The sequence below is a fragment of the Phenylobacterium sp. genome (genome assembly GCF_041691455.1).
GTDB lineage: Bacteria > Pseudomonadota > Alphaproteobacteria > Caulobacterales > Caulobacteraceae > Phenylobacterium.
On record NZ_JBEPUO010000040.1, the window covers coordinates 1 to 21894 of the forward strand.

At 69.4% G+C, this 21894-nt stretch carries 23 protein-coding genes and 1 pseudogene; 14 read left to right on the top strand and 10 right to left on the bottom strand.

Annotation, left to right across the window (positions count from 1 at the left end; all coding sequences use genetic code 11):
• Positions 1-321 (top strand): annotated as a pseudogene (locus ACESMY_RS21810) (hypothetical protein); the annotation flags it as partial.
• 19 nt (positions 322-340) lie between these two features.
• Here the strand turns inward: ACESMY_RS21810 and ACESMY_RS21815 are convergent.
• The 6 genes from ACESMY_RS21815 to ACESMY_RS21840 all read right to left on the bottom strand — a co-directional run bounded on the left by ACESMY_RS21815 (position 341) and on the right by ACESMY_RS21840 (position 5043).
• On the bottom strand, positions 341-1177 hold the full coding sequence (locus ACESMY_RS21815; RefSeq protein WP_372786747.1) for a YmdB family metallophosphoesterase: 837 nt from the start codon (positions 1175-1177) through the stop codon (positions 341-343).
• The gene (locus ACESMY_RS21820; protein ID WP_372786748.1) at positions 1174-1764 is read right to left on the bottom strand and encodes a 5-formyltetrahydrofolate cyclo-ligase; all 591 of its coding nucleotides are present in this window, start codon (positions 1762-1764) and stop codon (positions 1174-1176) included. The genes ACESMY_RS21815 and ACESMY_RS21820 overlap by 4 nt, the downstream gene beginning before the upstream one ends.
• 297 nt (positions 1765-2061) lie before the next feature.
• Positions 2062-3861 (bottom strand): response regulator, encoded by a 1800-nt coding sequence (locus tag ACESMY_RS21825; protein ID WP_372786749.1) that lies wholly within the window; start codon positions 3859-3861, stop codon positions 2062-2064.
• 107 nt (positions 3862-3968) lie between these two features.
• Positions 3969-4367 carry a hypothetical protein gene (locus ACESMY_RS21830; RefSeq protein ID WP_372786750.1) on the bottom strand — a complete coding sequence of 133 codons (399 nt, stop codon included), beginning with the start codon at positions 4365-4367 and terminating at the stop codon, positions 3969-3971.
• Positions 4368-4406: 39 nt separating this feature from the next.
• Positions 4407-4739, bottom strand: coding sequence for a cell division protein ZapA (locus tag ACESMY_RS21835; RefSeq protein WP_372786752.1), 333 nt, complete (start codon positions 4737-4739; stop codon positions 4407-4409).
• 4 nt (positions 4740-4743) lie between these two features.
• Positions 4744-5043: a DUF4164 family protein gene (locus tag ACESMY_RS21840; RefSeq protein WP_372786753.1), complete on the bottom strand. Its 300-nt coding sequence runs from the start codon at positions 5041-5043 to the stop codon at positions 4744-4746.
• Between the two features lie 142 nt (positions 5044-5185).
• Here ACESMY_RS21840 and tkt point away from each other — a divergent pair, with 142 nt between their 5' ends.
• From tkt to ACESMY_RS21875, 7 genes are all read left to right on the top strand, one after another.
• Complete coding sequence (gene tkt, locus ACESMY_RS21845) at positions 5186-7156, top strand: transketolase (RefSeq protein WP_372786754.1); 1971 nt, start codon at positions 5186-5188, stop codon at positions 7154-7156.
• A 4-nt stretch (positions 7157-7160) separates the two neighbouring features.
• Positions 7161-8360: a formate-dependent phosphoribosylglycinamide formyltransferase gene (gene purT, locus ACESMY_RS21850; protein ID WP_372786771.1), complete on the top strand. Its 1200-nt coding sequence runs from the start codon at positions 7161-7163 to the stop codon at positions 8358-8360.
• A 91-nt stretch (positions 8361-8451) separates the two neighbouring features.
• Positions 8452-9462, top strand: a complete 1011-nt coding sequence (gene gap / locus ACESMY_RS21855; RefSeq protein WP_372786755.1) for a type I glyceraldehyde-3-phosphate dehydrogenase — start codon at positions 8452-8454, stop codon at positions 9460-9462.
• 10 nt (positions 9463-9472) lie between these two features.
• Positions 9473-10663, top strand: coding sequence for a phosphoglycerate kinase (pgk, locus tag ACESMY_RS21860; RefSeq protein ID WP_372786756.1), 1191 nt, complete (start codon positions 9473-9475; stop codon positions 10661-10663).
• A 23-nt stretch (positions 10664-10686) separates the two neighbouring features.
• Complete coding sequence (fba, locus tag ACESMY_RS21865) at positions 10687-11772, top strand: class II fructose-bisphosphate aldolase (protein WP_372786757.1); 1086 nt, start codon at positions 10687-10689, stop codon at positions 11770-11772.
• A 46-nt stretch (positions 11773-11818) separates the two neighbouring features.
• A complete protein-coding gene (locus ACESMY_RS21870) occupies positions 11819-12052 on the top strand; it encodes a hypothetical protein (protein ID WP_372786758.1) in 234 nt (77 codons plus the stop codon).
• Between the two features lie 182 nt (positions 12053-12234).
• Positions 12235-13926 (top strand): AMP-binding protein, encoded by a 1692-nt coding sequence (locus ACESMY_RS21875; RefSeq protein ID WP_372786759.1) that lies wholly within the window; start codon positions 12235-12237, stop codon positions 13924-13926.
• Positions 13927-13952: 26 nt separating this feature from the next.
• Here ACESMY_RS21875 and ACESMY_RS21880 read toward each other — a convergent pair whose 3' ends face one another.
• From ACESMY_RS21880 to ACESMY_RS21895, 4 genes are all read right to left on the bottom strand, one after another.
• A complete protein-coding gene (locus ACESMY_RS21880) occupies positions 13953-15611 on the bottom strand; it encodes an MFS transporter (protein ID WP_372786760.1) in 1659 nt (552 codons plus the stop codon).
• Between the two features lie 57 nt (positions 15612-15668).
• Positions 15669-16226 carry a TspO/MBR family protein gene (locus ACESMY_RS21885; protein ID WP_372786761.1) on the bottom strand — a complete coding sequence of 186 codons (558 nt, stop codon included), beginning with the start codon at positions 16224-16226 and terminating at the stop codon, positions 15669-15671.
• Between the two features lie 65 nt (positions 16227-16291).
• Complete coding sequence (gene bfr, locus ACESMY_RS21890; RefSeq protein ID WP_372786762.1) at positions 16292-16774, bottom strand: bacterioferritin; 483 nt, start codon at positions 16772-16774, stop codon at positions 16292-16294.
• 103 nt (positions 16775-16877) lie between these two features.
• Positions 16878-17063, bottom strand: a complete 186-nt coding sequence (locus ACESMY_RS21895) for a bacterioferritin-associated ferredoxin (protein ID WP_372786764.1) — start codon at positions 17061-17063, stop codon at positions 16878-16880.
• A gap of 227 nt (positions 17064-17290) precedes the next feature.
• On the opposite strand from ACESMY_RS21895, the gene ACESMY_RS21900 reads away from it, so the two are divergent.
• From ACESMY_RS21900 to ACESMY_RS21925, 6 genes are all read left to right on the top strand, one after another.
• Positions 17291-18685, top strand: coding sequence for a cytochrome ubiquinol oxidase subunit I (locus ACESMY_RS21900; protein WP_372786765.1), 1395 nt, complete (start codon positions 17291-17293; stop codon positions 18683-18685).
• The gene (gene cydB, locus ACESMY_RS21905) at positions 18682-19707 is read left to right on the top strand and encodes a cytochrome d ubiquinol oxidase subunit II (RefSeq protein ID WP_372786766.1); all 1026 of its coding nucleotides are present in this window, start codon (positions 18682-18684) and stop codon (positions 19705-19707) included. Before ACESMY_RS21900 ends, cydB begins: the two co-directional genes overlap by 4 nt.
• Positions 19691-19837 (top strand): hypothetical protein, encoded by a 147-nt coding sequence (locus ACESMY_RS21910; protein WP_372786767.1) that lies wholly within the window; start codon positions 19691-19693, stop codon positions 19835-19837. The genes cydB and ACESMY_RS21910 overlap by 17 nt, the downstream gene beginning before the upstream one ends.
• 15 nt (positions 19838-19852) lie before the next feature.
• The gene (gene thiE / locus ACESMY_RS21915) at positions 19853-20506 is read left to right on the top strand and encodes a thiamine phosphate synthase (RefSeq protein WP_372786768.1); all 654 of its coding nucleotides are present in this window, start codon (positions 19853-19855) and stop codon (positions 20504-20506) included.
• A 171-nt stretch (positions 20507-20677) separates the two neighbouring features.
• Positions 20678-21187, top strand: a complete 510-nt coding sequence (locus ACESMY_RS21920; protein WP_372786769.1) for a hypothetical protein — start codon at positions 20678-20680, stop codon at positions 21185-21187.
• A 75-nt stretch (positions 21188-21262) separates the two neighbouring features.
• Positions 21263-21894 (top strand): inositol monophosphatase family protein (locus ACESMY_RS21925; RefSeq protein ID WP_372786770.1); only part of this gene is annotated, 632 nt, incomplete at its 3' end.

Sequence of the window (21894 nt, forward strand, 5' to 3'; positions counted from 1 at the left end):
GGCATGGGCCGCGGCGGCGGCGGCATGGGCGGTGGCGGTGGCGGAGGCGGCGGTTCCGGATCGGACGCCAGTCCTCCGGCCCAGCAGACGCGGGTCCCGGGCGCCGGCCTGGAGGGCGCGGCGCGCTATTCGCTGATCAACGAGCCGGAACCGATCTCCGCGGCCGACGCCGACCTCGACGGCAAGGTGACCCAGGCCGAATGGATGGCGATCACCGACCGCCGCTTCGCCAAGCTGGACCGTGCGAAGACCGGCAGGCTGACCCGCGACAGCCTGCTGCATCCGCCGCCGAAGCCGAAGGACGCGGCGGCCAAGCCTTAGAGGGACGGAGACGCCGGCCTTAAGCGCTGACCGCCTCGACCGCGGGCACCGTCTCGCTCAGCCGGCCGCCGATGCGGATCGGCTCGACGCGGCGGGCGAGGCCCGTGGCGTTGTCGGTCTCCACATAGACCCCGCAGACCGTGGCGGGGCCTTCGGCGGGCTTGTAGCGGCCGCCTGAGATGCGGGTGGTGAAGCGCCTGAGCGGCTCTTCCTTCTGGTTGCCGATCACGCTGTCGTAGTCGGCGCAGGCGCCGGCGTCGGTCTGGTAGGCGGTGCCGCCGTTCAGGATCTGGCAGTCGGCGGTCGGCACGTGGGTGTGGGTGCCCACCACCAGGCTGGCGCGCCCGTCGCAGAAATGACCCATGGCCATCTTCTCGGAGGTCGCCTCGGCGTGCATGTCGACCACGATGGCGTCGGCCACGGCCCCGAGCGGGCAGGCCTCCAGCTCCTTGTCGACCGCCGCGAAGGGGTCGTCGAGCGAGTCCATGTGCACCCGGCCCAGCAGGTTGATCACCAGGATTTGGCGGCCGCCCTGGGTCTCGAAGAGCTGCGCGCCGCGACCCGGGGCGTCGGAGAAGGCGGAATAGTTCAGGGGCCGGATCAGCCGGGGCTCGCGCACGATGTAGGTGAGCGCTTCCTTCTGGTCCCAGGAGTGGTTGCCCAGCGTCAGCGCATCGGCCCCGGCGTCGAACAGCTCGCGCGCCGTGGACTCGGTGATCCCGAAGCCCGCCGCGGCGTTCTCGGCGTTGACGATCACGAACTCCAGGCCCAGGCGCTTGCGCAGCCCCGGCAGGTGATCGGCCAGGCCGTCGCGGCCCGCGCGGCCGACCACATCTCCAAAGAAGGCGAACCTCATCGGCCTTCTCTATCGACTTCGATGAACTCCGTCTCCGTCAGGATGGCGTCGAGCCGCTGATCGTGGCGATCCATGGGCGCGGCGTCGATCTCCTGGCCCGAGAAGGCCACGCCCAGCACGAAGACCGGCCTGAGCTTGCGCAGCCTCGCGAGCGTCCGGTCATAGTGGCCCGCGCCCTGGCCGAGCCGCCCGCCGTGGCGGTCGAAGGCGAGCAGCGGGGTGATCACCAGATTGGGCGTGACCTCGGGCGCGGAGGCGGGCGGCGCGGGGATGCCGAAGGTGTCGGGAACCAGTTTGTCGCTGGCCCGCCAGGCCCGGAAGATCAGCGGCGAGTCCTTGCCGACGGCGACCGGCAGCGCCGCCGTCACGTGCTCGGGGTCGAGGCCGAGGATGGCCCGCAACAGGGGCTGGGGATCGAACTCCGAGCCGCGCGGCAGGTAGGCGCTGACCACCCGGAAGCGGCTGAATCGCGAGAGCGGCAGGCGGCGCGCCGCGCGCTCGCCGGCGTCGGGCGTCGCCTCGGCCAGCCGGCGGCGCAGGCTGCGCATGCGCACCCGAAGCGCCGTCTTGTCGATAGGCTCGGTCACGCGCCGACCTTACAGCCAAAGAGTTGCGCGGAAGCAAAGGCTTGTGGGGAAACGGGTGGCGGCGCCGTGAGAACCGTGAAGGACTGTTTCATTCCCTCGACCTGGTAGACCAGGTGGGCGCCGTATGCCCGGGACCACGATCCCGGCCAGGGACAGCTCCCTATGAGTGAATTAAGGTCGCTGGAATATGTCGCCTTCGACGAGGGCCGCAGCAGACCCGCCGCTGGATAAGGTAGTGCGTTCGGGTCCCGTTCTCAAGCAAGTCGCCGATCTGTCGCGATTCAGGGCGCGACACCGTCAGCCGGCCTTCGTGGCGGCGGCCTTCGGCGCGTCGTCCGCCTTCCGGTCGTCGCCGGCCGCCTCGGCCATGGCGTCGAGCAGTTGGCGGACGTCGATCGGCTTGGCCAGCACACGGTCGGCGCCGGCCGCCAGGTAGCGTTCGATATCGGCCGGGAAGACGTTGGCGGTGACCATGATGATCGGCGTGTGTCGGCCGGTCCGGGCTTCGTCGGCGCGGATCTGCCTGGTCGCCGCCGTGCCGTCCATCACCGGCATCTTGGCGTCCATCAGGATGATGTCGTAGCCGGCATAGGCCGCCTCGGCCGCTTCGGCGCCGTTGTCGACCAGGGTCAGGTCGACCCCCAGGGGGTCGAGGATCAGCTTCAGGATCTGGCGGTTGGTCGGATGGTCCTCCGCGGCCAGGATGCGCAAGCCCGCCGGCATCCGGACGCCGGACGATGCGCCGCTCTCAGCCCGGTCCGCCGGGTCGGCGAGCGCGGCCTCGAATTCGAACCAGAAGGCCGAGCCGCCCTCGGGCCGGTCGTCGCGCCCGAAGGTCCCGTCCATCAGGGCGACGTTGCTGCGGCAGATGGCGAGGCCGAGGCCCGATCCCCCTACCTCCCGTCCGAGGTCGGTCTGCTCATAGGCCTCGAAGATGCGCGCGTGATCCTCGGGCGCGACGCCCGGTCCGGCGTCGAGCACTTCGAAGCGCAGGCGCGAGCGGCCGCCCGGCGCGAGGACCGCTTCGCAGCGCGCCACCACCTCGGCGCCGGGCGGGCTGAACTTCACGGCGTTGGAGATCAGGTTGACCAGCGTCTGCTCGAGGCGTCCGGCGTCCGCCGCCACGGTCAGGGCCTCGGCGGGGCCGGCGATCTCGCTTCGGAAGGCCAGGCCGCCCTCCTCGCAGCGCATCCGCCAAACGCCCTCGACCCGCGCCACCAGGGTGGGCAGGTGGACGGAATCCAGGTGGAGCGTGGCCTTGCCGGCCTCCGCGCGGGTGAATTCCAGGATGGCGTTGAGCAGATGCAGCAGCATGCCGCCGGCTGTTTCGATGCCGCGCGCGAGCTCGGCATGGCGGCGGCTCTTCACCTCGCGCGCCAGGACGGCGGCCATGACCAGCACCGCATTGAGCGGCGTGCGGACCTCGTGGCTGGTCACGGCCAGGAAGTCGGTCTTTGCCCGGCTCGCCGCCTCGGCGACGGCGACGGCGGCCTGCAGCTCGGTGTTGCGGTGCGCCAGGTCGGCGGCGGCGAGCGCCGAGAGCCGGTCGCTGCTCTGCTGGCGCCAGGAGGCCGCCAGGATGGCGCCGACAAACATCCCGCCGCCCCAGATGTGCGGCGTCAGGTCGCCGGTCCGCTCCGGCCGGGTGATCAGGAAAAGGGTCACGGCGTGCGGCGCCACCGACAGCAGGAACCCTGTCGCCGAGAGATGCACCTGCAATCCCGCGAGCATGATGAGGGTGATGACCAGCAGCAGGCATTCCACGTGCAGGCTGGGGGCGACCCCGTTCACATGGAAGGCGAGCCAGGAGCCGTGGCAGGCGATCACGAAGCTCAGGACCAGCGACTGGAGCGTCAGCCGCTCGGCCGTGCGCGGGTCGTCCAGCCGCCGCGCGGCGTGCTCCACTGCCCAGATGAAGAGCCCGAAGAGCAGGAAGTGGACGACGCCGAACTGGAGCGCAGTGACCGGCGAGAGGCTGGCCGCGACCGCGGCCACCAGGGCGACGACCGAGATCAGCCGCGTGCGGAAGACGACGCGGTAGCGCTCGATATAGGTGCGAAGGACGATTGGATCGTCCGATGCCAAGCCGATCGCCACAAACGTTCCCCGGCTCCACCCGACGGCGATGACCTTGCACCGGCCGGGTACAAGATGGCCTTAACCGGCGTGGACGGATTGCCGCACCCCTTCGCCGTTGGGGCGCCTCAGCTGTGCGCGATCAGCATCGCGAGCTGCACCAGCGGGAAGACCGCGGGGACGGCCAGCGAACCCCATAGGCCCATGGCATAGGCATTTTTCCGATAGCGTTCGACGTCGACGGGCTTGATCCAGCCCTCAACGGCCGGCCCGAGCAGGTAGCAGACATTGGCGAAGCCCATGACAACGGCGAAGACCGTGCCCAGGAAGATCGTCATGCCCAGCCCGCCGCGCCAGTCGCGCCAGACGGGATGACCAAAGGCGTAGTTCAGGCCGACCGCGGCGGCGTAGGCGATCCAGCCACCGGCCCCGAGCACGAGATTGTAGCGAAGCCGCCGCGCCTGCCACCAGCCCCAGGTGTCGCCCGAGAAGAAGCCGTCCTGCCGTGCGCTATCCAGAGAAGCCATGATCCCGCTCCGTCCTGAGGGCGGAACATAGCACAACCGTCAGGCGTCTTCGCCGGCCAGCTTCTCGATGCGCTTGGCGGCGGTTTCCAGGGCGGCGACGGCGCGGTTCTCCAGGCGGCCGCGATCGTTCTGCAGGCGGCCGAGCTCGGATTGCAGGGCGTTGAGCCGGATGCGCGCATCGGCGAGTTCGTCGGCCAGCAGCAGGGCGCCCATCAGGAAGAGGCGTGTGTCGCCGAGCTGGCCCATGTCCTGGCTGACCTGGCGCACCTGGTGGTCGAACATCTTGGCGAGTTCGAGCAGGTGGCTCTCCTGGCCGTCCTCGCAGCCCACGGCGTAGGGCCGGCCGTTCACCTCGACGTTGATCTGGGCCATCGGATCAGTGCTCCCCCAATGAGGAAGAAGAGGGGGAACTACCCGCGCCGTTCAGCGCGGCGCGAATTTCCAGGATAGCACGGCCTAGCGCCACGGACGCCTCGGCGCCGGCCGCCTCGAGCTCGCGCTCGCGGGCGCGGGCCTCGTCCAGCTCGGCGGCGAGATTGGCGCGGTCCTGGTCGAACAGGCCGCCGGCCTCGGCCCCGGCCGTCTTCAGGCGCTGGGCCAAGCGCTGCTCCAGCAGGTGCACCGCCTGCTCCAACCGCTTCGCCGCAAGGTCCATGGCGCTTTCGCCGCCGCTCATTCGCCGTCCTCCCGCAAGGTCCTGGCCTGTCCATCTATAGACCTGCGTCGGTGTCGTTCGGAAGCGCGCCCTTTTCTTGACCCCTGCCCGCCCGCGTGCGACCCCGCCCGGAGAGCCCCAGCCCCTCGATTCCAGGACCTCGATGCCCGCGCCTCTCCAGACCATGGCCGACGCCATCCGCGTGCTCTCCATGGACGCGGTCCATCGGGCGAAATCGGGCCACCAGGGCATGCCGATGGGCATGGCCGACGTGGCCACGGTGCTGTTCACCAAGTTCCTGAAATACGACGCCGCCCGCCCCGACTGGCACGACCGCGACCGCTTCGTGCTCTCCGCCGGCCACGGCTCGATGCTGCTCTACAGCCTCCTGCACCTGACCGGGGTGAAGGCGGTGACCATGGAGCAGATCAAGGCCTTCCGGCAGCTCGGCTCCAATACCCCCGGCCACCCGGAGTACGGCCACACGCCGGGCGTCGAGACCACCACCGGGCCGCTGGGCCAGGGCCTGGCCGCCGCCGTCGGCATGGCCATGGCCGAGCGGCATGTGAACGCCCGTTTCGGCGACGCGCTGGTCGACCACCGCACCTGGGTGGTGGCCGGCGATGGCTGCCTGATGGAGGGCGTCAGCCACGAGGCGATCAGCCTGGCCGGCCGCTTCAGGCTCGCCAAGCTGACCGTGCTCTTCGACGACAACAACACCACCATCGACGGCGAGGCGACGATCGCGGAGACCGGCGACCAGCTCGCCCGCTTCAAGGCGGCCGGCTGGGCGGTGAAGGCCGTCGACGGCCACGACTTCGCAAAGATCGCCGCGGCGATGCGCTGGGCGACCCGGCAGGACCGCCCCACCCTGATCGCCTGCAAGACCAAGATCTCCAAGGGCGCGGGCCCCAAGGAGGGCGACCCGCACAGCCACGGCTACACCCTGTTCGACCCCGAGATCGCCGCCTCGCGCGCGGCCATGGGCTGGAGCCACGAACCCTTCACCGTGCCCGACGAAGTGCTGAAGCCCTGGCGCGCGGCGGGCCGCAAGGGCGCCCGGCTCCGCAAGAGCTGGGAAGCGGCGCTGGCCGGGTCGAACCTACGGTCGGAGTTCGAGCGCGCCATGGCCGGCGACCTGCCGGCGGGCGCCTTCGAGGCGCTGGACGCCCACATCGCCAAGGCCGAGGCCGAGAAGCCCGCCGCCGCCACCCGCCAGCACTCCGGCGCGGCGCTCGAAAAACTGGTCCCGGCGATCCCGGAGATGGTCGGCGGCTCGGCCGACTTGACCGGCTCCAACAACACCATCGTCAAGGGCATGGGGACCTTCGACGCCCCCGACTACGCCGGCCGCTACGTGCACTATGGCGTGCGCGAGTTCGGCATGGCCGCGGCCATGAACGGCATGGCCCTGCATGGCGGGGTGATCCCCTATTCGGGGACCTTCCTGGTGTTCTCCGACTACAGCCGCCCGGCGATCCGGCTGGGGGCGCTGATGGGCGCCCGCGTGATCCATGTGATGACCCACGATTCCATCGGCCTCGGCGAAGACGGCCCGACCCACCAGCCGGTGGAGCATCTGGCCTCCCTGCGCGCCATGCCGAACCTCAACGTCTTCCGCCCGGCCGACGCGGTGGAGACAGCGGAGTGCTGGAAGCTGGCGCTGGAAGCCAGGCGCACGCCCTCGCTGATGGCGCTCTCCCGCCAGAAGGTCCCGCCGGTCCGCACCATCGTCGCCGGCGAGAACCTGTCGGCGCGCGGAGCCTATCAGCTGGCCGGCGCGGGCCATCCGGCCCAGGTGACGATCTTCGCCTCCGGGTCCGAGGTCGGCGTCGCCATGGCCGCCCGCGAACTGCTGGAAGCTCAAGGCGTCGGCGCCCGCGTGGTCTCGACCCCTTGCTGGGAGCTTTTCGACGCCCAGCCCCTCGACTACCAGGCCCAGGTCATCGGCGAGACCGACGTCCGCGTCGCCGTCGAGGCCGGCGTGCGGATGGGCTGGGAGAAGTTCATCGGCGCGGACGGGGTGTTCGTCGGCATGACCGGCTTTGGGGCCAGCGCGCCGTTCGAGGTGCTCTACAAGCACTTCGGCATCACCGCCGAGGCCGTCGCCGCCGCGGCGAAGGCGAAGCTCTAGGGGGATCGCCATGCGCCTCGGCACGCCGCTCTCGCCGACCGCCATCAAGGTGATGCTGCTGGGCTCCGGCGAGCTCGGCAAGGAAGTCGCCATCGAGCTGCAGCGGCTGGGCTGCGAGGTGATCGCGGTCGACCGCTACGCCGACGCCCCGGCCATGCAGGTCGCCCACCGCTCCCACGTGATCGCCATGACCGACGCTTCGGCCCTGCGCGCCCTGGTCGAGGCCGAGCGGCCGCACCTGATCGTGCCGGAGATCGAGGCCATCGCCACCGACGAGTTGGCGCGCATCGAGGCCGACGGCCTGGCGACCGTGATCCCGACCGCGCGCGCCGCCCAGCTGACCATGAACCGCGAAGGCATCCGCCGGCTGGCCGCGGAGGAGCTTGGCCTGCCGACCAGCGCCTACGCCTTCGCGTCGACCGAGGACGAGCTGGCGGCGGGCGCCGAGGCGGTCGGCTTCCCCTGCTTCGTCAAGCCGGTGATGAGCTCGTCCGGCAAGGGCCAGTCCTATGTCGAGAGCTCCGACCGGATCGCCGAGGCCTGGCGCTATGCCCTGGAAGGCGGCCGGGTCGAGCAGCCGCGCGTCATCGTCGAGGGCCGCGTGGACTTCGACTTCGAGATCACCCAGCTCACCGTCCGCAGCGTTCAGGATGGCGCGGTCGTCACCAGCTTCTGCGAGCCCATCGGCCACCGCCAGGTGAAGGGCGACTATGTGGAGAGCTGGCAGCCGCAGGCGATGAGCCCCGCCGCGCTCAAGGCCACCCGCGAGATCGCCCGCGCCGTGACCGACGCCCTGGGCGGCCAGGGCCTCTTCGGCGTCGAGCTGTTCGTGAAGGGCGACGCGGTCTGGTTCTCCGAAGTCAGCCCGCGCCCGCACGACACCGGCCTCGTGACCCTGGTCAGCCAATACCAGAGCGAATTCGCCATCCACGCCCGCGCCATCCTGAGCCTGCCGGTGGACGTGGCCTTGCGCGAACCCGGCGCGAGCGCGGTGATCTACGGCGGCCTGGAGGCCCGGGGCATCGCCTTCGAGGGGGTGGCCGAGGCCCTGGCGGTCCCCGGCGCGGACCTGCGCCTGTTCGGCAAGCCGGAGAGCTTCCTGCGCCGCCGGATGGGCGTGGCGCTGGCCCGCGGCGCCGATGTCGACGAGGCGCGAGCCCGCGCGGTGCAAGCCGCTGGTAAGGTCCGTCCGGTTACAGGCTGAACCAGAACTTGACCGGGCCAGGGGTTGACTTGGCCGGCCCCGACCGAAAAAACGCCCGCACTTCAGCCAGGCCGCCCAGGAGATCCCACCCATGACCGTCCGCGTCGCCATCAACGGTTTCGGCCGCATCGGCAGGCTGGTCCTGCGCTCGATCGTCGAACATGGGCGCACCGACATCGAGGTGGTGGCGATCAACGACCTCGGGCCGGTGGAGACCAACGCCCACCTGCTGCGCTACGACAGCGTGCACGGCCGCTTCCCCGGGACGGTAACCACCGGCGAGGACTGGATCGACGCCGGGCTCGGCAAGATGAAGGTCACGGCGATCCGCGATCCCAAGGAGCTGCCGCACAAGGCGCTGAACGTCGACATCGCCCTGGAGTGCACGGGCCTGTTCACCGCCCGCGAAAAGGCCGCCCTGCACCTGGAGGCCGGCGCCAAGCGGGTGCTGATCTCGGCCCCCGGCGAAAATTCCGACAAGACCATCGTCTACGGCGTCAACCACGACAGCCTGACCGCCGCCGACCTGATCGTCTCCAACGCGTCGTGCACCACCAACTGCCTGGCGCCGGTCGCCCACGTGCTGCAGGGGCTCTGCGGCATCGAGCGCGGCTACATGACCACGATCCACTCCTACACCGGCGACCAGCCGACGCTCGACACCCTGCACAAGGACCTCTACCGCGGCCGCGCCGCGGCCATGTCGATGATCCCGACCTCGACCGGCGCGGCCAAGGCGCTGGGGCTGGTGATCCCGGCCCTGGCCGGCAAGCTCGACGGCTCCTCGATCCGCGTGCCGACCCCCAACGTCTCGGTGGTCGACCTGACCTTCGTGCCCGGCAAGAAGGTCACCGTGGAGGAGATCAACGCCGCCATGCAGGCCGCCGCCGAGAAGGGCCCGCTGAAGGGCATATTGGCGGTGACCAAGGACCCGCTGGTCTCCATCGACTTCAATCACCACGACGCTTCTTCGACCGTCGCCCTGCCGCAGACCCAGATGGTCGACGGCGGGCTTGGCCGGGTGCTCTCCTGGTACGACAACGAGTGGGGCTTCTCGACCCGCATGAGCGACGTCGCCGTCGCCATGGGCAAGCTGATCTGACCCGGACCTGATGGCTTTCCAGACGCTCGACAAGGCCGATCTCCAGGGCAAGCGGGCCCTGGTCCGCGTGGACTTCAACGTCCCGATGGAAGACGGCAAGGTCACCGACGACACCCGCCTGCGCGCCGCAAAGCCGACCATCGACAAGCTCCGGGCGGGCGGGGCCAAGGTGATCCTGCTGGCCCACTTCGACCGGCCGAAGGGCAAGGCCGTGCCATCCATGAGCCTGAGGCCCATCGTGGCGCCGCTCGCCAAGGTGCTGGGCGTCCCCGTGGCCTTCGCGCCCGACTGCATCGGGCCCAAGGCGCGCGAGGCGGTGAGCGCCATGCAGCCGGGCGACGTCCTGCTGCTGGAAAACGTCCGCTTCCATCCGGGCGAGGAGGCCAACGACCGCAAGTTCGCCGACGCCCTGGCCGCCAACGGCGACCTCTACGTCAACGACGCCTTTTCCGCCGCCCACCGCGCGCACGCCTCGACAGAGGCGCTGGCCCACCGCCTGCCGGCCTATGCGGGTGAGCAGATGCGGCTGGAGCTCGACGCGCTCGACCGCGCGCTCGGCCATCCGGAGCGGCCGGTGCTGGGCATCGTCGGAGGCTCGAAGGTTTCCACCAAGCTCGACCTGCTGCGCCACCTAGTGACCAAGCTCGACAAGCTGGCGATCGGCGGCGGCATGGCCAACACCTTCCTCTACGCCCAGGGGCACGACGTCGGCGCCTCCTACTGCGAGAAGGACCTGGCCGAGACCGCCCGCGAGGTGATCCGCCTGGCCGGCCAGAACAACTGCAAGCTCTTCCTGCCGCTGGACATCGTGGTGGCCGAGAAGCTGGCGCCCGGCGCCCCGGCCCGGGTGCGCGACGTGGGCTCGATCGACGACGAGGAACGCATCCTCGACGCGGGGCCGGAGACGGTCGAGCGCCTGTGCCGCGCCATGGCCAATTCCAAGACCCTGATCTGGAACGGCCCCCTGGGCGTTTTCGAGATGCCGCCCTTCGACAAGGGCACCATGGAGGCCGCGCGTTGTGCGGCCGACCTCGTGAAAGCGGGGAAGCTGGTGGCGGTCGCGGGCGGCGGTGATACGGTTGCGGCCCTGAACGCGGCCGGCGTGGTCGACGACTTCACCTTCGTCTCGACGGCGGGCGGCGCGTTTCTTGAATGGATGGAGGGCAAAACGCTGCCCGGCGTGGCGGCTTTGTCCCGATAAAGAACGGTAGAGACGAAGAGACGATGGCCCGGATCACCCTGAGACAACTTCTCGATCACGCCGCCGAGCACAGCTATGGCGTGCCGGCCTTCAATATCAACAACATGGAACAGGGTCTGGCGATCCTGGAGGCGGCCGACGCGGTGGACGCGCCCGTCATCATCCAGGCCAGCCGTGGCGCCCGGTCCTACGCCAACGACATCGTGCTGAAGCACCTGATCGACGCGCTGGCGGAGATGTATCCGCACATCCCGATCTGCATGCACCAGGACCACGGGAACAACGAGGCGACCTGCGCCACCGCGATCCAGTTCGGCTTCACCTCGGTGATGATGGACGGCTCGCTGAAGGCCGACGGCAAGACGCCAGCCGACTATGACTACAACGTCGGCGTCACCAAGGCGGTGGTCGACATGGCCCACTGGGTGGGCGCCAGCGTCGAGGGCGAGCTCGGCGTGTTGGGCAGCCTCGAGACCGGCATGGGCGAAAAGGAAGATGGCCACGGCTTCGAGGGCAAGCTTGAGCACGATCAGCTGCTGACCGACCCGGACCAGGCCGTGGAGTTCGTGAAGACCACCCAGGTCGACGCGCTGGCCATCGCCATGGGCACCAGCCACGGGGCCTACAAGTTCACGCGGCAGCCGGACGGCGACGTCCTGGCGATGAACGTGATCGAGGAGATCCACCGCCGCCTGCCCAATACCCACCTCGTCATGCACGGCTCGTCGTCGGTGCCGCAGGACCTGCAGGACATCATCAACCAGTACGGCGGCGAGATGCCCCAGACCTGGGGCGTGCCGGTGGAAGAGATCCAGCGCGGCATCAAGCACGGCGTGCGCAAGATCAACATCGACACCGACAACCGCATGGCCATGACCGGCGCCATCCGGAAGGTGTTCGCCGAGAACCCCGGCGAATTCGACCCGCGCAAGTATCTGAAGCCCGCCATGGACGCCATGCGCGCGGTGGTGCGCCAGCGCTTCGAGGAGTTCGGCACGGCCGGCTGGGCCAGCAAGATCACCCCGCTGCCGATGACCGTCATGGCCAAGCGCTACGCCGCGGGCGAGCTGGCGCCGAAGATCGGCATCACCCGCCACGCCGCCGAATAGGGAACTTCTGCGCCTCTCCACCGCTTGGTGGGGCATGCGCAGGCATATGATCGTCCTTGGCCTGACCTTCCTGGCGCTCGCCGGGTTCTCCCTCGTGGCCGGCTGGGCGTTCTTCTCCAATTCCGGCGTCAGCGACGGCCTCAGGACCCTGGGCGTGATCTGGCCCTATCTGGCCGGCGGCGGGGCGGTCACCGCGGCCTTCGCGGCGCTGTTCATGTGGCTCGCCTTCTATTCCGCCAACCACGGCTACGACGACCCCATCGATCCTGACGGCCGCTGAACCTCCCGCCGACGAAGGGCGGGAGCCTTCATGTCCAGTTTTTCGCAGTTTCGATACGGTACCGTATTGCAAGGTTCTCCGAACTGCGATACGGAGGCGTATCAACCTGAAACGGGGTTGCGAAAACGCCTTCGCCGATGGGCGGCGGGGGTGAGCGATCCCCCATGCCTGAAGAGATCCCAATGCAGACCCTACTGAGCTACGTGCACGGCGCCTCGGAGGCGCCGCTGATCGGCGCGACCATCGGCGCCTATTTCGACCAGGTGGCCGGCGAGCTGCCGGCCCGCGAGGCCCTGGTGGTCCGCCACCAGAACATCCGCTGGAGCTACGCCGACCTGAAGCGGCGGGTCGACGACCTGGCCTGTTCGTTCATCCGCGCGGGCCTGAAGCCCGGCGAGCGCATCGGCATCTGGTCGCAGAATTGCGCCGAATGGGTGCTGACCCAGTTCGCCACCGCCAAGGCCGGCCTGATCCTGGTCAACATCAACCCCGCCTACCGCTGCTCGGAGCTGGAATACGCCCTGAACAAGGTCGGCTGCGTCGCCCTGATCCTGGCGCCGCGCTTTAAGTCCAGCGACTACCTGGCCATGCTGGCGGAGCTCGCGCCTGAGCTCTGGGCCGCCTCGCCGGGACAGCTGAAGGCGGCCGCCCTGCCCGAACTTCGCCTGGTGGTGCGGCTGGGACGAGCCGGCACGCCGGGCATGCTCAATTTCGACGAGCTGCTGACGCCGGCTAGCGAGGCGGAGCTCGCCGCGCTGGCCGAGCTCGGCGCGACCCTGCAGTTCGACGACCCGATCAACATCCAGTTCACCTCGGGCACCACCGGCTCGCCCAAGGGCGCGACGCTCACCCACCAGAACATCCTCAACAACGGCTTCTTCGTCGGCGAGGCCATGGGGCTGACCGAGCAGGACCGGGTGTGCATCCCGGTGCCGCTCTACCACTGCTTCGGCATGGTGATCGGCAACCTGGCCACCGTGACCCACGGCGGAACCATGATCTTCCCGGGCGAGGCCTTCGAGGCGACCTGCGTGCTGGAAACCATCGAGGACGAGATGTGCACCGCGCTGCACGGCGTGCCGACCATGTTCATCTCGCTGCTGGAGAATCCGAAGTTCGCGAGCTTCGACCTCCGCAGCCTCAGGACCGGCATGATGGCCGGCGCTCCCTGCCCGATCGAGGTGATGAAGCGGGTGGTGGACGAGATGCACATGGCCGAGGTGACCATCGGCTACGGCATGACCGAGACCTCGCCGATCAGCTTCCAGTCCGGCCAGGCCGATCCGCTCGAACGCCAGGTCTCCACCGTCGGCCGGATCCAGCCGCACCTGGAGGTGAAGATCGTCGACGAGAACGGCCACATCCTGCCCCGTGGCCGGAAGGGCGAGCTCCTGACCCGCGGCTATTCGGTGATGCTCGGCTACTGGGGCGACAAGGCCCGCACCCGCGAGGCCATCGACGCGGCCGGCTGGATGCACACCGGCGACCTCGCGACCCTCGACGAGGCGGGCTACTGCAAGATCGTCGGGCGGGCCAAGGACATGGTGATCCGCGGCGGCGAGAACATCTTCCCGCGCGAAATCGAGGAGTTCCTCTACCAGCACCCCAAGATCCAGGACGTGCAGGTCGTGGGCGTGCCGGACGCCAAGTACGGCGAGGAGGTCGGCGCCTTCGTGATCCTGCGGCCGGGCGAGACGGCCGAGGCCGAGGAGATCCGCGACTTCTGCCGCGGCCAGATCGCCCACTTCAAGATCCCGCGCTATGTGCGCTTCATCGAGGCCTTCCCAATGACCGTTTCGGGCAAGGTGCTGAAGTACGAGCTGCGCGAACGGATCGCCCGCGAGCTGGACGTCCGCGCGGTCGAGACGGCCTGAGGCGGCGGGGCGCGCCCGTCCGGGACCTAACCCTCGATCGGCGCGCCGCGCATCTCCTTGATGAAGAAGAAGCCGACCACGACGGTCACGGCGGCCACGACGACGGGGTACCAGAGGCCGTAGTAGATGTTGCCGGTGGCCGCGACCATGGCGAAGGCCGTGGTCGGCAGGAAGCCGCCGAACCAGCCGTTGCCGACGTGGTAGGGCAGCGACATCGAGGTGTAGCGGATCCGCGCCGGGAACATCTCGACCAGCGCCGCGGCGATCGGGCCGTAGACCATGGTCACGTAGAGGACCAGCAGCCAGAGCAGGCCCACGACCAGGGGCTTGTTCATCTTGGCGGGGTCGGCCTTGGCCGGATAGCCGGCGGTCTTCAGCGCCGCGCCGAGCGTCTTGGTCCAGGCGGCCTTCTGGGTCTTGAGCTCGGCCGCGGCCAGGGCCCCGCCCTTGAAGCTGGGGATCGAGACCGCGCCGATGCGGACCACCGCCACCGAACCCGCCGGCGCGGCCTGGTTGGCGTAGCTGACGCCGGCGTTCGCCAACGCCGACTTCGCCAGGTCGCAGGACGAGGCGAAGGTCTTCTTGCCGACCGGGTCGAACTGGAAGGCGCAGTCGGCCGGGTCGGCGACCACGGTGACCGGCGCAGACGCACTGGCCGCGGCCAGCTGCGGATTGGCCGCGACGGTGATGGCCTTGAAGATCGGGAAATAGGTCAGCACCGCCAGCAGGCAGCCCGCCAGGACGATCGGCTTTCGCCCGATCTTGTCGGAGAGCCAGCCGAAGACCACGAAGAACGGCGTGCCGAGCAGCAGGGCCACGGCGACCAGTTCGTTGGTCAGGATGCCGTCGACCTTCAGCATCTTTTCCAGGAAGAACAGGCTGTAGAACTGGCCGGTGTACCAGACCACCGCCTGGCCGGCGGTGAGGCCGGCCAGCGCCAGCAGCACCAGCTTCAGGTTCGGCCAGCGGGCGAAGCTCTCGGTGAGCGGCGCCTTCGAAGTGGTCCCCTCGGCGACCATCTTCTGGAACACCGGGCTCTCGTTGAGCCGCAGCCGGATCCACAGGGAGACGATCAGCAGCAGCGCCGAGGCCAGGAACGGGATGCGCCAGCCCCAGGCCTTGAAGACGTCCTCGCCCAGCTTCGTGCGGACGACGATAATGACGATCAGGCTGAGGAACAGGCCGAAGGTCGCCGTGGTCTGGATCCAGCTCGTGTAGAGGCCGCGCTTGCCGGGCGGCGCGTGCTCGGCGACGTAGGTGGCGGCCCCGCCGTACTCCCCACCCAGCGCCAGGCCCTGGATCAGCCGCATGACGATCAGGCCCACCGGCGCGGCCACGCCGATCTGGTCGTAGCCGGGCAGCAGGCCGACGACGAAGGTCGAGATGCCCATCAAGGTCATGGTCACGAGGAAGGTGTTCTTGCGGCCCCAGAGGTCGCCCAGCCGGCCGAAGACGATGGCCCCGAACGGCCGGACCGCGAAGCCCGCCGCGAAGGCCAGGAGCGCGAAGATGTAGCCGGTGGTGGCGTTGACGCCGGAGAAGAAGTGCTCGGTGATGAAGGTGGCGAGCGAGCCGTAGAGGTAGAAGTCGTACCACTCGAAGACCGTGCCGGCCGACGCCCCGGCGATCACCAGCCGGTTCGACCCACGCACCGGCGCCTCGGCGCCCGCTGCCGTCGCCACCATCGTTCCGCTCCCGCCCTTGTTCTTGGGCGCGAGCCTAGGGCGAAGCCCGGCGCTCGCCTAGTGCATGGTCCGCTGCCCGGGATTCTTCCGCCAGAGCTCCTCGGTGAGCACATTGGCGAAGCCGATCCAGCCGACGTAAGGGGCGACCAGGTTGGCCGCGGGCGGGTCGACCTGGCGGGCCCGCCAGACATAGGCGAGCGCGGTGCCGAACGAGGCGACGGCCGCGGCAAGCTGGCCGCCCAGGCGCTTGGGGCCCAGCGCCATCCAGACCGCGTTCAACGCCTGCGCCATGCCCCAAAGCGTCAGGGCCTGAGTGCGCGCGGCGCTCTTCGGCGCGTTCCAGATCCGCAGGCCCGACAGGGTCAGGGCCATGAACAGTGGCGGCCAGACCAGGGCGAACACCTTGGACGGCGGCTTGATGGCCGGCTGATCCAGCTCCTCGTAGTCGGAATAGATCTCGAAATTGTCCTCGGTCGGCGCGTTCATCCGCGCGATCAGCGCCGAGACCGCGACCGCGCCCACCGTCAGGCCCAGGCCGATCAGGATGTGCTGGGTCGAGCGGCCACGGCTGTTGGCGAGGCTGTCGACAGCCCCGCGGACGGGGTTCTTCGGCATGGATCGGGCTCCCAACGCTCTCGCACGACTCTACGAAATCCGCAGGCGCCGCGCGCGGTTCCGGCTCAGCTTTCGCCGAGCTCCCCCATGGCGCTCTGCAGATAGTTCTGCTCGCCCAGGCTCTTCAAGAGGGCGATCTGGGTCTCCAGGAAGTCGATGTGCTCCTCGGTGTCCACCAGGATCTCGGTGAGGATCTCGCGGGAGACGTAGTCGGCGGCCTGCTCGCACTGCTTCACCCCGTCGACCAGGGTCGCGCGCCCGCCGGTCTCGACGGCCAGGTCGGCCTCAAGCCCCTCGCCGACGCCCTCGCCGATCTTCAGCTTGTGCAGGTCCTGCAGGTTCGGCAGGCCATCGAGGAACAGGATGCGCTTGATGAGCTTGTCGGCATGTTTCATCTCGCCGATCGACTCGTCGTAGGTGACCTTGCCGAGCTGCTTCAGGCCCCAGTTGTCGTACATCCGGGCGTGCAGGAAGTACTGGTTGACCGCCGTCAGCTCGTTGGTGAGCACCTGGTTGAGGAGCCGGATGATCGCCTTGTCGCCCTTCATGCCGGCCTCCTGTTGTCGCAACGGCGCGACCGTCACGTCGGTGCGGCGTGAAGTCAAAGCCTATGTTTGCAAGTGATTTTCGCTCGCGGCGGGCGCGGACGGCCTACTCGGCGGCGTAGCGCAGAGCCTCGCGGTCCTCGTCCAGCATCTTGCGCATGTCGCAGACGCAGCGGGCGCATTGGGCGGCGCTGTCGCAGGCCTTGAAGATCTGGGCGGGGCGGCTGGCGCCGGCGGCGATCGCGGCGCGAACGTCGCGTTCCCTGAGGCCGTTGCAGTTGCAGACGTACATGGCGCGCGCGGCGGCTCCCGACTTCCTGAGCCCCTATATAGCCAGTTGCGAACGCGTTTGCAAGTCATTCGCATGTGGGAAGGCCGTCCTGTGAGTTCTCCGAATTGGGGAAGAATTCACCTCACAAGGCCGCGACCGTCTGTCGCATAGCCCAAAGCTTGGCTGAGGCGTTGTTGGACACGGGAGCTGTGCTTTCGCATTTCGCGGGGCATGTTCGGGATCAGGCCATGCATTTCGACGCACTTTTGCTGTCGCGACTGCAGTTCGCCTTCACGATTGCATTTCACATCATCTTCCCGAGCTTCACGATCGGGCTGGCGAGCTTTCTGGCGGTGCTGGAGGGGCTCTGGCTGGCCACCCGCAACGAGATCTTCAAGACCCTCTACCTTTTCTGGATCAAGATTTTCGCGCTCTCCTTCGGCATGGGCGTCGTCTCCGGCGTGGTGATGTCCTACGAGATCGGCACCAACTGGAGCGTCTATTCGGCGATCGCGGCGCCGGTGATCGGGCCGCTGCTGGCCTTCGAGGTGCTGGCGGCCTTCTTCCTCGAGGCGAGCTTCCTGGGCGTCATGCTGTTCGGCTGGAAGAAGGTCGGGCCGCGGCTGCACTTCGCGGCCACGGTGCTGGTGGCGGTCGGCACGCTCACCTCGGCCTTCTGGATCATCTCGGCCAACAGCTGGATGCAGCACCCGACGGGCTATGTGCAGCTGGCCAACGGAACGCTGCGGGCCACCGACTGGGTCCAGGTGATCTTCTCGCCGACCTTTCCGGTGCGGCTGCTGCACATGGTGCTGGCGGCCTACCTGACGACCGCGCTGGTGGTGGGCGCCGCCTCGGCCTGGCGGGTCCTGAAGGACCGCGACGAGGACGAAAGCTGCATTGCGCTGAAGATGGCCATCGGCATGTTTGCGATCGTGGCCCCGTTGCAGCTCCTGGCCGGCGACATGTCGGGCAAGCAGGCGCTGCGCTATCAGCCGGCCAAGCTCGCCGCCATCGAGGCCTTCTGGGACACCAAGCCCGGCCAGGCCTTCCATATCGTCGCCTGGCCCGACCGAACGGCGCAGGCCAACCGCTGGGAGCTCTCGATCCCCAAGCTGGGCAGCCTGATCACCGCCGGCGACGTCAACGCGGAGGTCAAGGGCCTGAAGGCCTTCGCGCCTGAGGACCGGCCGCCGGTCGCCCTCGTCTTCTGGGCCTTCCGGGTGATGGTCGGGCTGGGGTTGGCGATGATCGGCTTGGGGCTCTGGGGCGGCTACCTGGTCTGGCGCGGCCACCTCGCCCATGCGCGCTGGTTCCTGCGCGCCTGCGTGGCCATGGGGCCGGCGGGGTTCGTGGCGGTGGTGGCCGGCTGGGTGGTCGCCGAGGTCGGACGCCAGCCCTATGTGATCTACGGCGTGCTGCGCACCGCCGAGGCCGTCTCGCCGGTCACCAGGGGCGAGGTCTCGGTGTCGCTCGTGGCCTTCATGGCGATCTACGCCCTCGTGTTCAGCGTGGGCGCGCTCTACATCCTGCGGCTGATCGACGGCGGCCCGCTGGCCCCGGCGTCGGGCGAGCCGGCCTCGGTGCGGCCGCCGGGCTACGCCCTCGGCGCCGCGCCCGGTGAGCCGGGAGACGCCCCATGAGCCTCGACCTGCCGCTGATCTGGGCCGCGATCATCGCCGTCGCGGTCCTGCTCTATGTGATGCTCGACGGCTTCGACCTGGGCATCGGCATCCTCTTTCCCTTCGCCAGGTCGCCGGCCGAGCGCGACCTGATGATGGCGACCGTGGCGCCCGTCTGGGACGGCAACGAGACCTGGCTGGTGCTGGGCGGCGGCGGGCTGTTCGCGGCCTTCCCCTTCGCCTACGCCGCCCTGATGCCGGCGCTCTATGTGCCGATCCTGCTGATGCTGCTGGCCCTGATCCTGCGCGGCGTCGCCTTCGAGTTCCGCCTGCGGGCGAGGACGCGCGGCAAGCGGTTCTGGACCGTGGCCTTCACCACGGGCTCGCTCACCGCCACCCTGGCGCAGGGGCTGGTGCTGGGCGGCTTCATCCAGGGCGTGACCCTGAAGGACGGGCGTTTCGCCGGCGGGGTGTTCGACTGGCTGACGCCCTACACCCTGCTGGTCGCCGTGGGCCTGGTCGCGGGCTACGCCCTGATCGGCGCCTGCTGGCTGATCTGGCGCACCGAGGACGAGCTGCACGGCCGCGCCCGGCGCTGGGCCTGGATCTCGCTGGTCGCCGTGGCGGCCCTGCTGGCGGCGGTCAGCGTCGCGACCCTGCTGGTCGAGCCGCGCGTCGCGCTCCGCTGGGGCTGGGCGCATGGCCATTTCGACCTCGGCCGGCTGACCAAGCTGTCGCCGATCCCGCTCCTCGGCGCGGTGGGCTTCGGCCTGGCCGCGCTCGGGCTGCTGCGCCGCGCGCACGGCTGGCCGTTCGCTGGAGCGATCCTGATGTTCCTCTCAGGCTACCTGGGCCTCGCCGCCGGCTTCTTCCCCAATATCGTGCCCTACGACATGGATTTCCGGCAGGCCGCCAACGCCGACAATGCGCTCGGCCTGATGCTGGTGGGCGTGGTGATCCTGCTGCCGGCGATCATCGGCTACAGCCTATGGGTCTACTGGATCTTCCGCGGCAAGGTGGGCGCCGATGCGGGCTATCATTGAGCCGCCGCCGGAGCCCGGCGCGCCGTCCGGCCCGCTCTGGAAACGGCTCGGCTGGTTCTTCGGCCTGGCGCTGGGCGCCATGCTGGCGACCGCGGCGGTGGCTTACGCCTTGAGGGCGCTGCTGCGGTGACCTAACACCGCCCACATGGCCCCGCCCCTCTGCCGCCTCTACCTGATCACCCCGCCCCGCCTCGACGACCTGGCGGCCTTCGGTCACGTCCTCGCCCACGCGCTCGACGCCGGCGACGTGGCGGCCCTGCAGATCCGGCTGAAGGATGCCCCCGACGCGGTGATCGCCGCCGCCGTCGACGCGCTCATGCCGATCGCGGCGGGCCGCGGGGTGGCGGTGATCCTCAACGACCGGCCCGACCTGGCCGCCAGCCTAGGCTGCGACGGCGTGCATGTGGGCCAGGACGACGCCCCGCTCGCCGAGGCGCGGCGCATCGTGGGGCCGGACCGCATGGTCGGCGTCACCTGCCACGACAGCCTGCACCTGGGCATGGAAGCCGCAGAGGGCGGCGCCGACTATGTGGCCTTCGGGGCTTTCTTCCCCACCACCACCAAGGACGCGCCCACCCGCGCCGAGCTGGAGCTCCTGACCGGCTGGCAGCAGGACATGCTGATCCCCTGCGTCGCCATCGGCGGCATCACCGTGCCGACTGCCCGCGAACTGGCCGCCGCCGGCGCGGACTTCCTGGCGGTCTCGGCCGGCGTCTGGACCTATGGCGAGGGCCCGGCCGCCGCGGTCGCCGCCTTCAACGCCGAGATGGCTGCGGGGGTCGGGGAACGGCCACGGTGAGCGAGCTGCTGGACAAGGCCGTCCGCAACAACGCCGAAATGGTGCTCGCGAATTTCCGCCCTGCATGGATCGGGCGGTCAATTCCGCTACGCGGCCTGGCAGAATCGTCATCCGGCCCCGCGCTACTACCCGAACGTCGTCACCCTGCGCCCCGACTGCATCGTCGCCCAAATGGAGGCGGTCGCGGAATTGAGCCACCTGTGCGAGGGCTGGGGGGTCAAGGACAGCTACCGCACGCTGAATCTGCTGCCCCTGGGATTCCGCGCGGCGATCCAGGGACGCTGGGTTCATCATAACAATCCCTCCGAAGACGACGGCGGTCTTGAATGGCGCAAGGTCGAGACCACGCCGGCGCTGGCGCTGTGGGAAAGCGCATGGGGCGGCGAAGGACACCGCGGCCACCACCGCACCTTCCGGCCCGGCGTTCTGGGGGACACCTCGATCGTGGTCTTCGGCGGCTACGCCCAGGACCGATTGGTGGCCGGCGGCATCGTGAATCTGGCCTGCGAGACGGCGGGCCTGTCGAACGTCTTCGCGAGCCGTCCCGAACTGGAGCGGGCCGTCGTCCGTCACGGCCGATCGCTCGCCGAAGGCCTTCCCCTCGTAAGCTGGCAGGACGTGACGGAAGGCGTCGACGGCGAGAGCCTGGGCCTGCTGCAAGTCTGGTTGTACGAAGCCTGACGGGCCTCGCCTTGCTTCTCACGGGCGCGGCCACTAGGTTCCGCGCCCTCCAGCCCGTCCGAGATCTTTCACACCGTGAGCACCCAGTCCGCCCTCCTGAAGGTCATGTCCGACGCCGCCCGCAAGGCCGCGCGCGGCCTCAACCGCGACTTCGGCGAACTGGCCGAGCTGCAGGTGGCCAAGAAGGCGCCGGCCGACTTCGTCTCCGCCGCCGACCTGAAGGCCGAGCAGGCGATCTTCGAGGCGCTCTCCAAGGCGCGCCCCGGCTACGGCTTCCTGGGCGAGGAGCGCGGGATGATCGAGGGCACCGACAAGACCCACACCTGGATCGTCGACCCGCTCGACGGCACCACCAACTTCCTGCACGCCATCCCGCACTTCGCGATCAACATCGCCCTGCAGCGCGAGGGCGCCGTGGTCGCCGCGGTGACCTACAACCCCGTCTCCAACGACCTCTTCTGGGCCGAGAAGGGCAAGGGCGCCTTCGTCAACGACAAGCGCCTTCGCGTCGCCGCCCGCACTCGGATGGACGAGGCGGTGCTGGCGACCGGCATCCCGTTCCTCGGCCACGGCCAGCACGCGACCTTCCTGAAGGAGCTGCACCAGGTCAGCCAGCGGGTGGCGGGCGTCCGCCGGTTCGGCGCCGCGGCTCTCGACCTCGCCTGGGTCGCGGCCGGCCGCTACGACGGCTACTGGGAGCGCGACCT

Coding starts and splice junctions, on each gene's coding strand:
- cydB (WP_372786766.1), top strand. CDS start 18,682: ATGAGCCTCGACCTGCCGCTGATCTGGGCCGCGATCATCGCCGTCGCG.
- ACESMY_RS21910 (WP_372786767.1), top strand. CDS start 19,691: ATGCGGGCTATCATTGAGCCGCCGCCGGAGCCCGGCGCGCCGTCCGGC.
- ACESMY_RS21870 (WP_372786758.1), top strand. CDS start 11,819: ATGATCGTCCTTGGCCTGACCTTCCTGGCGCTCGCCGGGTTCTCCCTC.
- ACESMY_RS21880 (WP_372786760.1), bottom strand. CDS start 15,611: ATGGTGGCGACGGCAGCGGGCGCCGAGGCGCCGGTGCGTGGGTCGAAC.
- ACESMY_RS21835 (WP_372786752.1), bottom strand. CDS start 4,739: ATGGCCCAGATCAACGTCGAGGTGAACGGCCGGCCCTACGCCGTGGGC.
- ACESMY_RS21895 (WP_372786764.1), bottom strand. CDS start 17,063: ATGTACGTCTGCAACTGCAACGGCCTCAGGGAACGCGACGTTCGCGCC.
- ACESMY_RS21885 (WP_372786761.1), bottom strand. CDS start 16,226: ATGCCGAAGAACCCCGTCCGCGGGGCTGTCGACAGCCTCGCCAACAGC.
- ACESMY_RS21815 (WP_372786747.1), bottom strand. CDS start 1,177: ATGAGGTTCGCCTTCTTTGGAGATGTGGTCGGCCGCGCGGGCCGCGAC.
- ACESMY_RS21875 (WP_372786759.1), top strand. CDS start 12,235: ATGCAGACCCTACTGAGCTACGTGCACGGCGCCTCGGAGGCGCCGCTG.
- ACESMY_RS21920 (WP_372786769.1), top strand. CDS start 20,678: ATGGAGGCGGTCGCGGAATTGAGCCACCTGTGCGAGGGCTGGGGGGTC.
- thiE (WP_372786768.1), top strand. CDS start 19,853: ATGGCCCCGCCCCTCTGCCGCCTCTACCTGATCACCCCGCCCCGCCTC.
- ACESMY_RS21900 (WP_372786765.1), top strand. CDS start 17,291: ATGCATTTCGACGCACTTTTGCTGTCGCGACTGCAGTTCGCCTTCACG.
- ACESMY_RS21840 (WP_372786753.1), bottom strand. CDS start 5,043: ATGAGCGGCGGCGAAAGCGCCATGGACCTTGCGGCGAAGCGGTTGGAG.
- fba (WP_372786757.1), top strand. CDS start 10,687: ATGGCCCGGATCACCCTGAGACAACTTCTCGATCACGCCGCCGAGCAC.
- gap (WP_372786755.1), top strand. CDS start 8,452: ATGACCGTCCGCGTCGCCATCAACGGTTTCGGCCGCATCGGCAGGCTG.
- pgk (WP_372786756.1), top strand. CDS start 9,473: ATGGCTTTCCAGACGCTCGACAAGGCCGATCTCCAGGGCAAGCGGGCC.
- tkt (WP_372786754.1), top strand. CDS start 5,186: ATGCCCGCGCCTCTCCAGACCATGGCCGACGCCATCCGCGTGCTCTCC.
- ACESMY_RS21830 (WP_372786750.1), bottom strand. CDS start 4,367: ATGGCTTCTCTGGATAGCGCACGGCAGGACGGCTTCTTCTCGGGCGAC.
- bfr (WP_372786762.1), bottom strand. CDS start 16,774: ATGAAGGGCGACAAGGCGATCATCCGGCTCCTCAACCAGGTGCTCACC.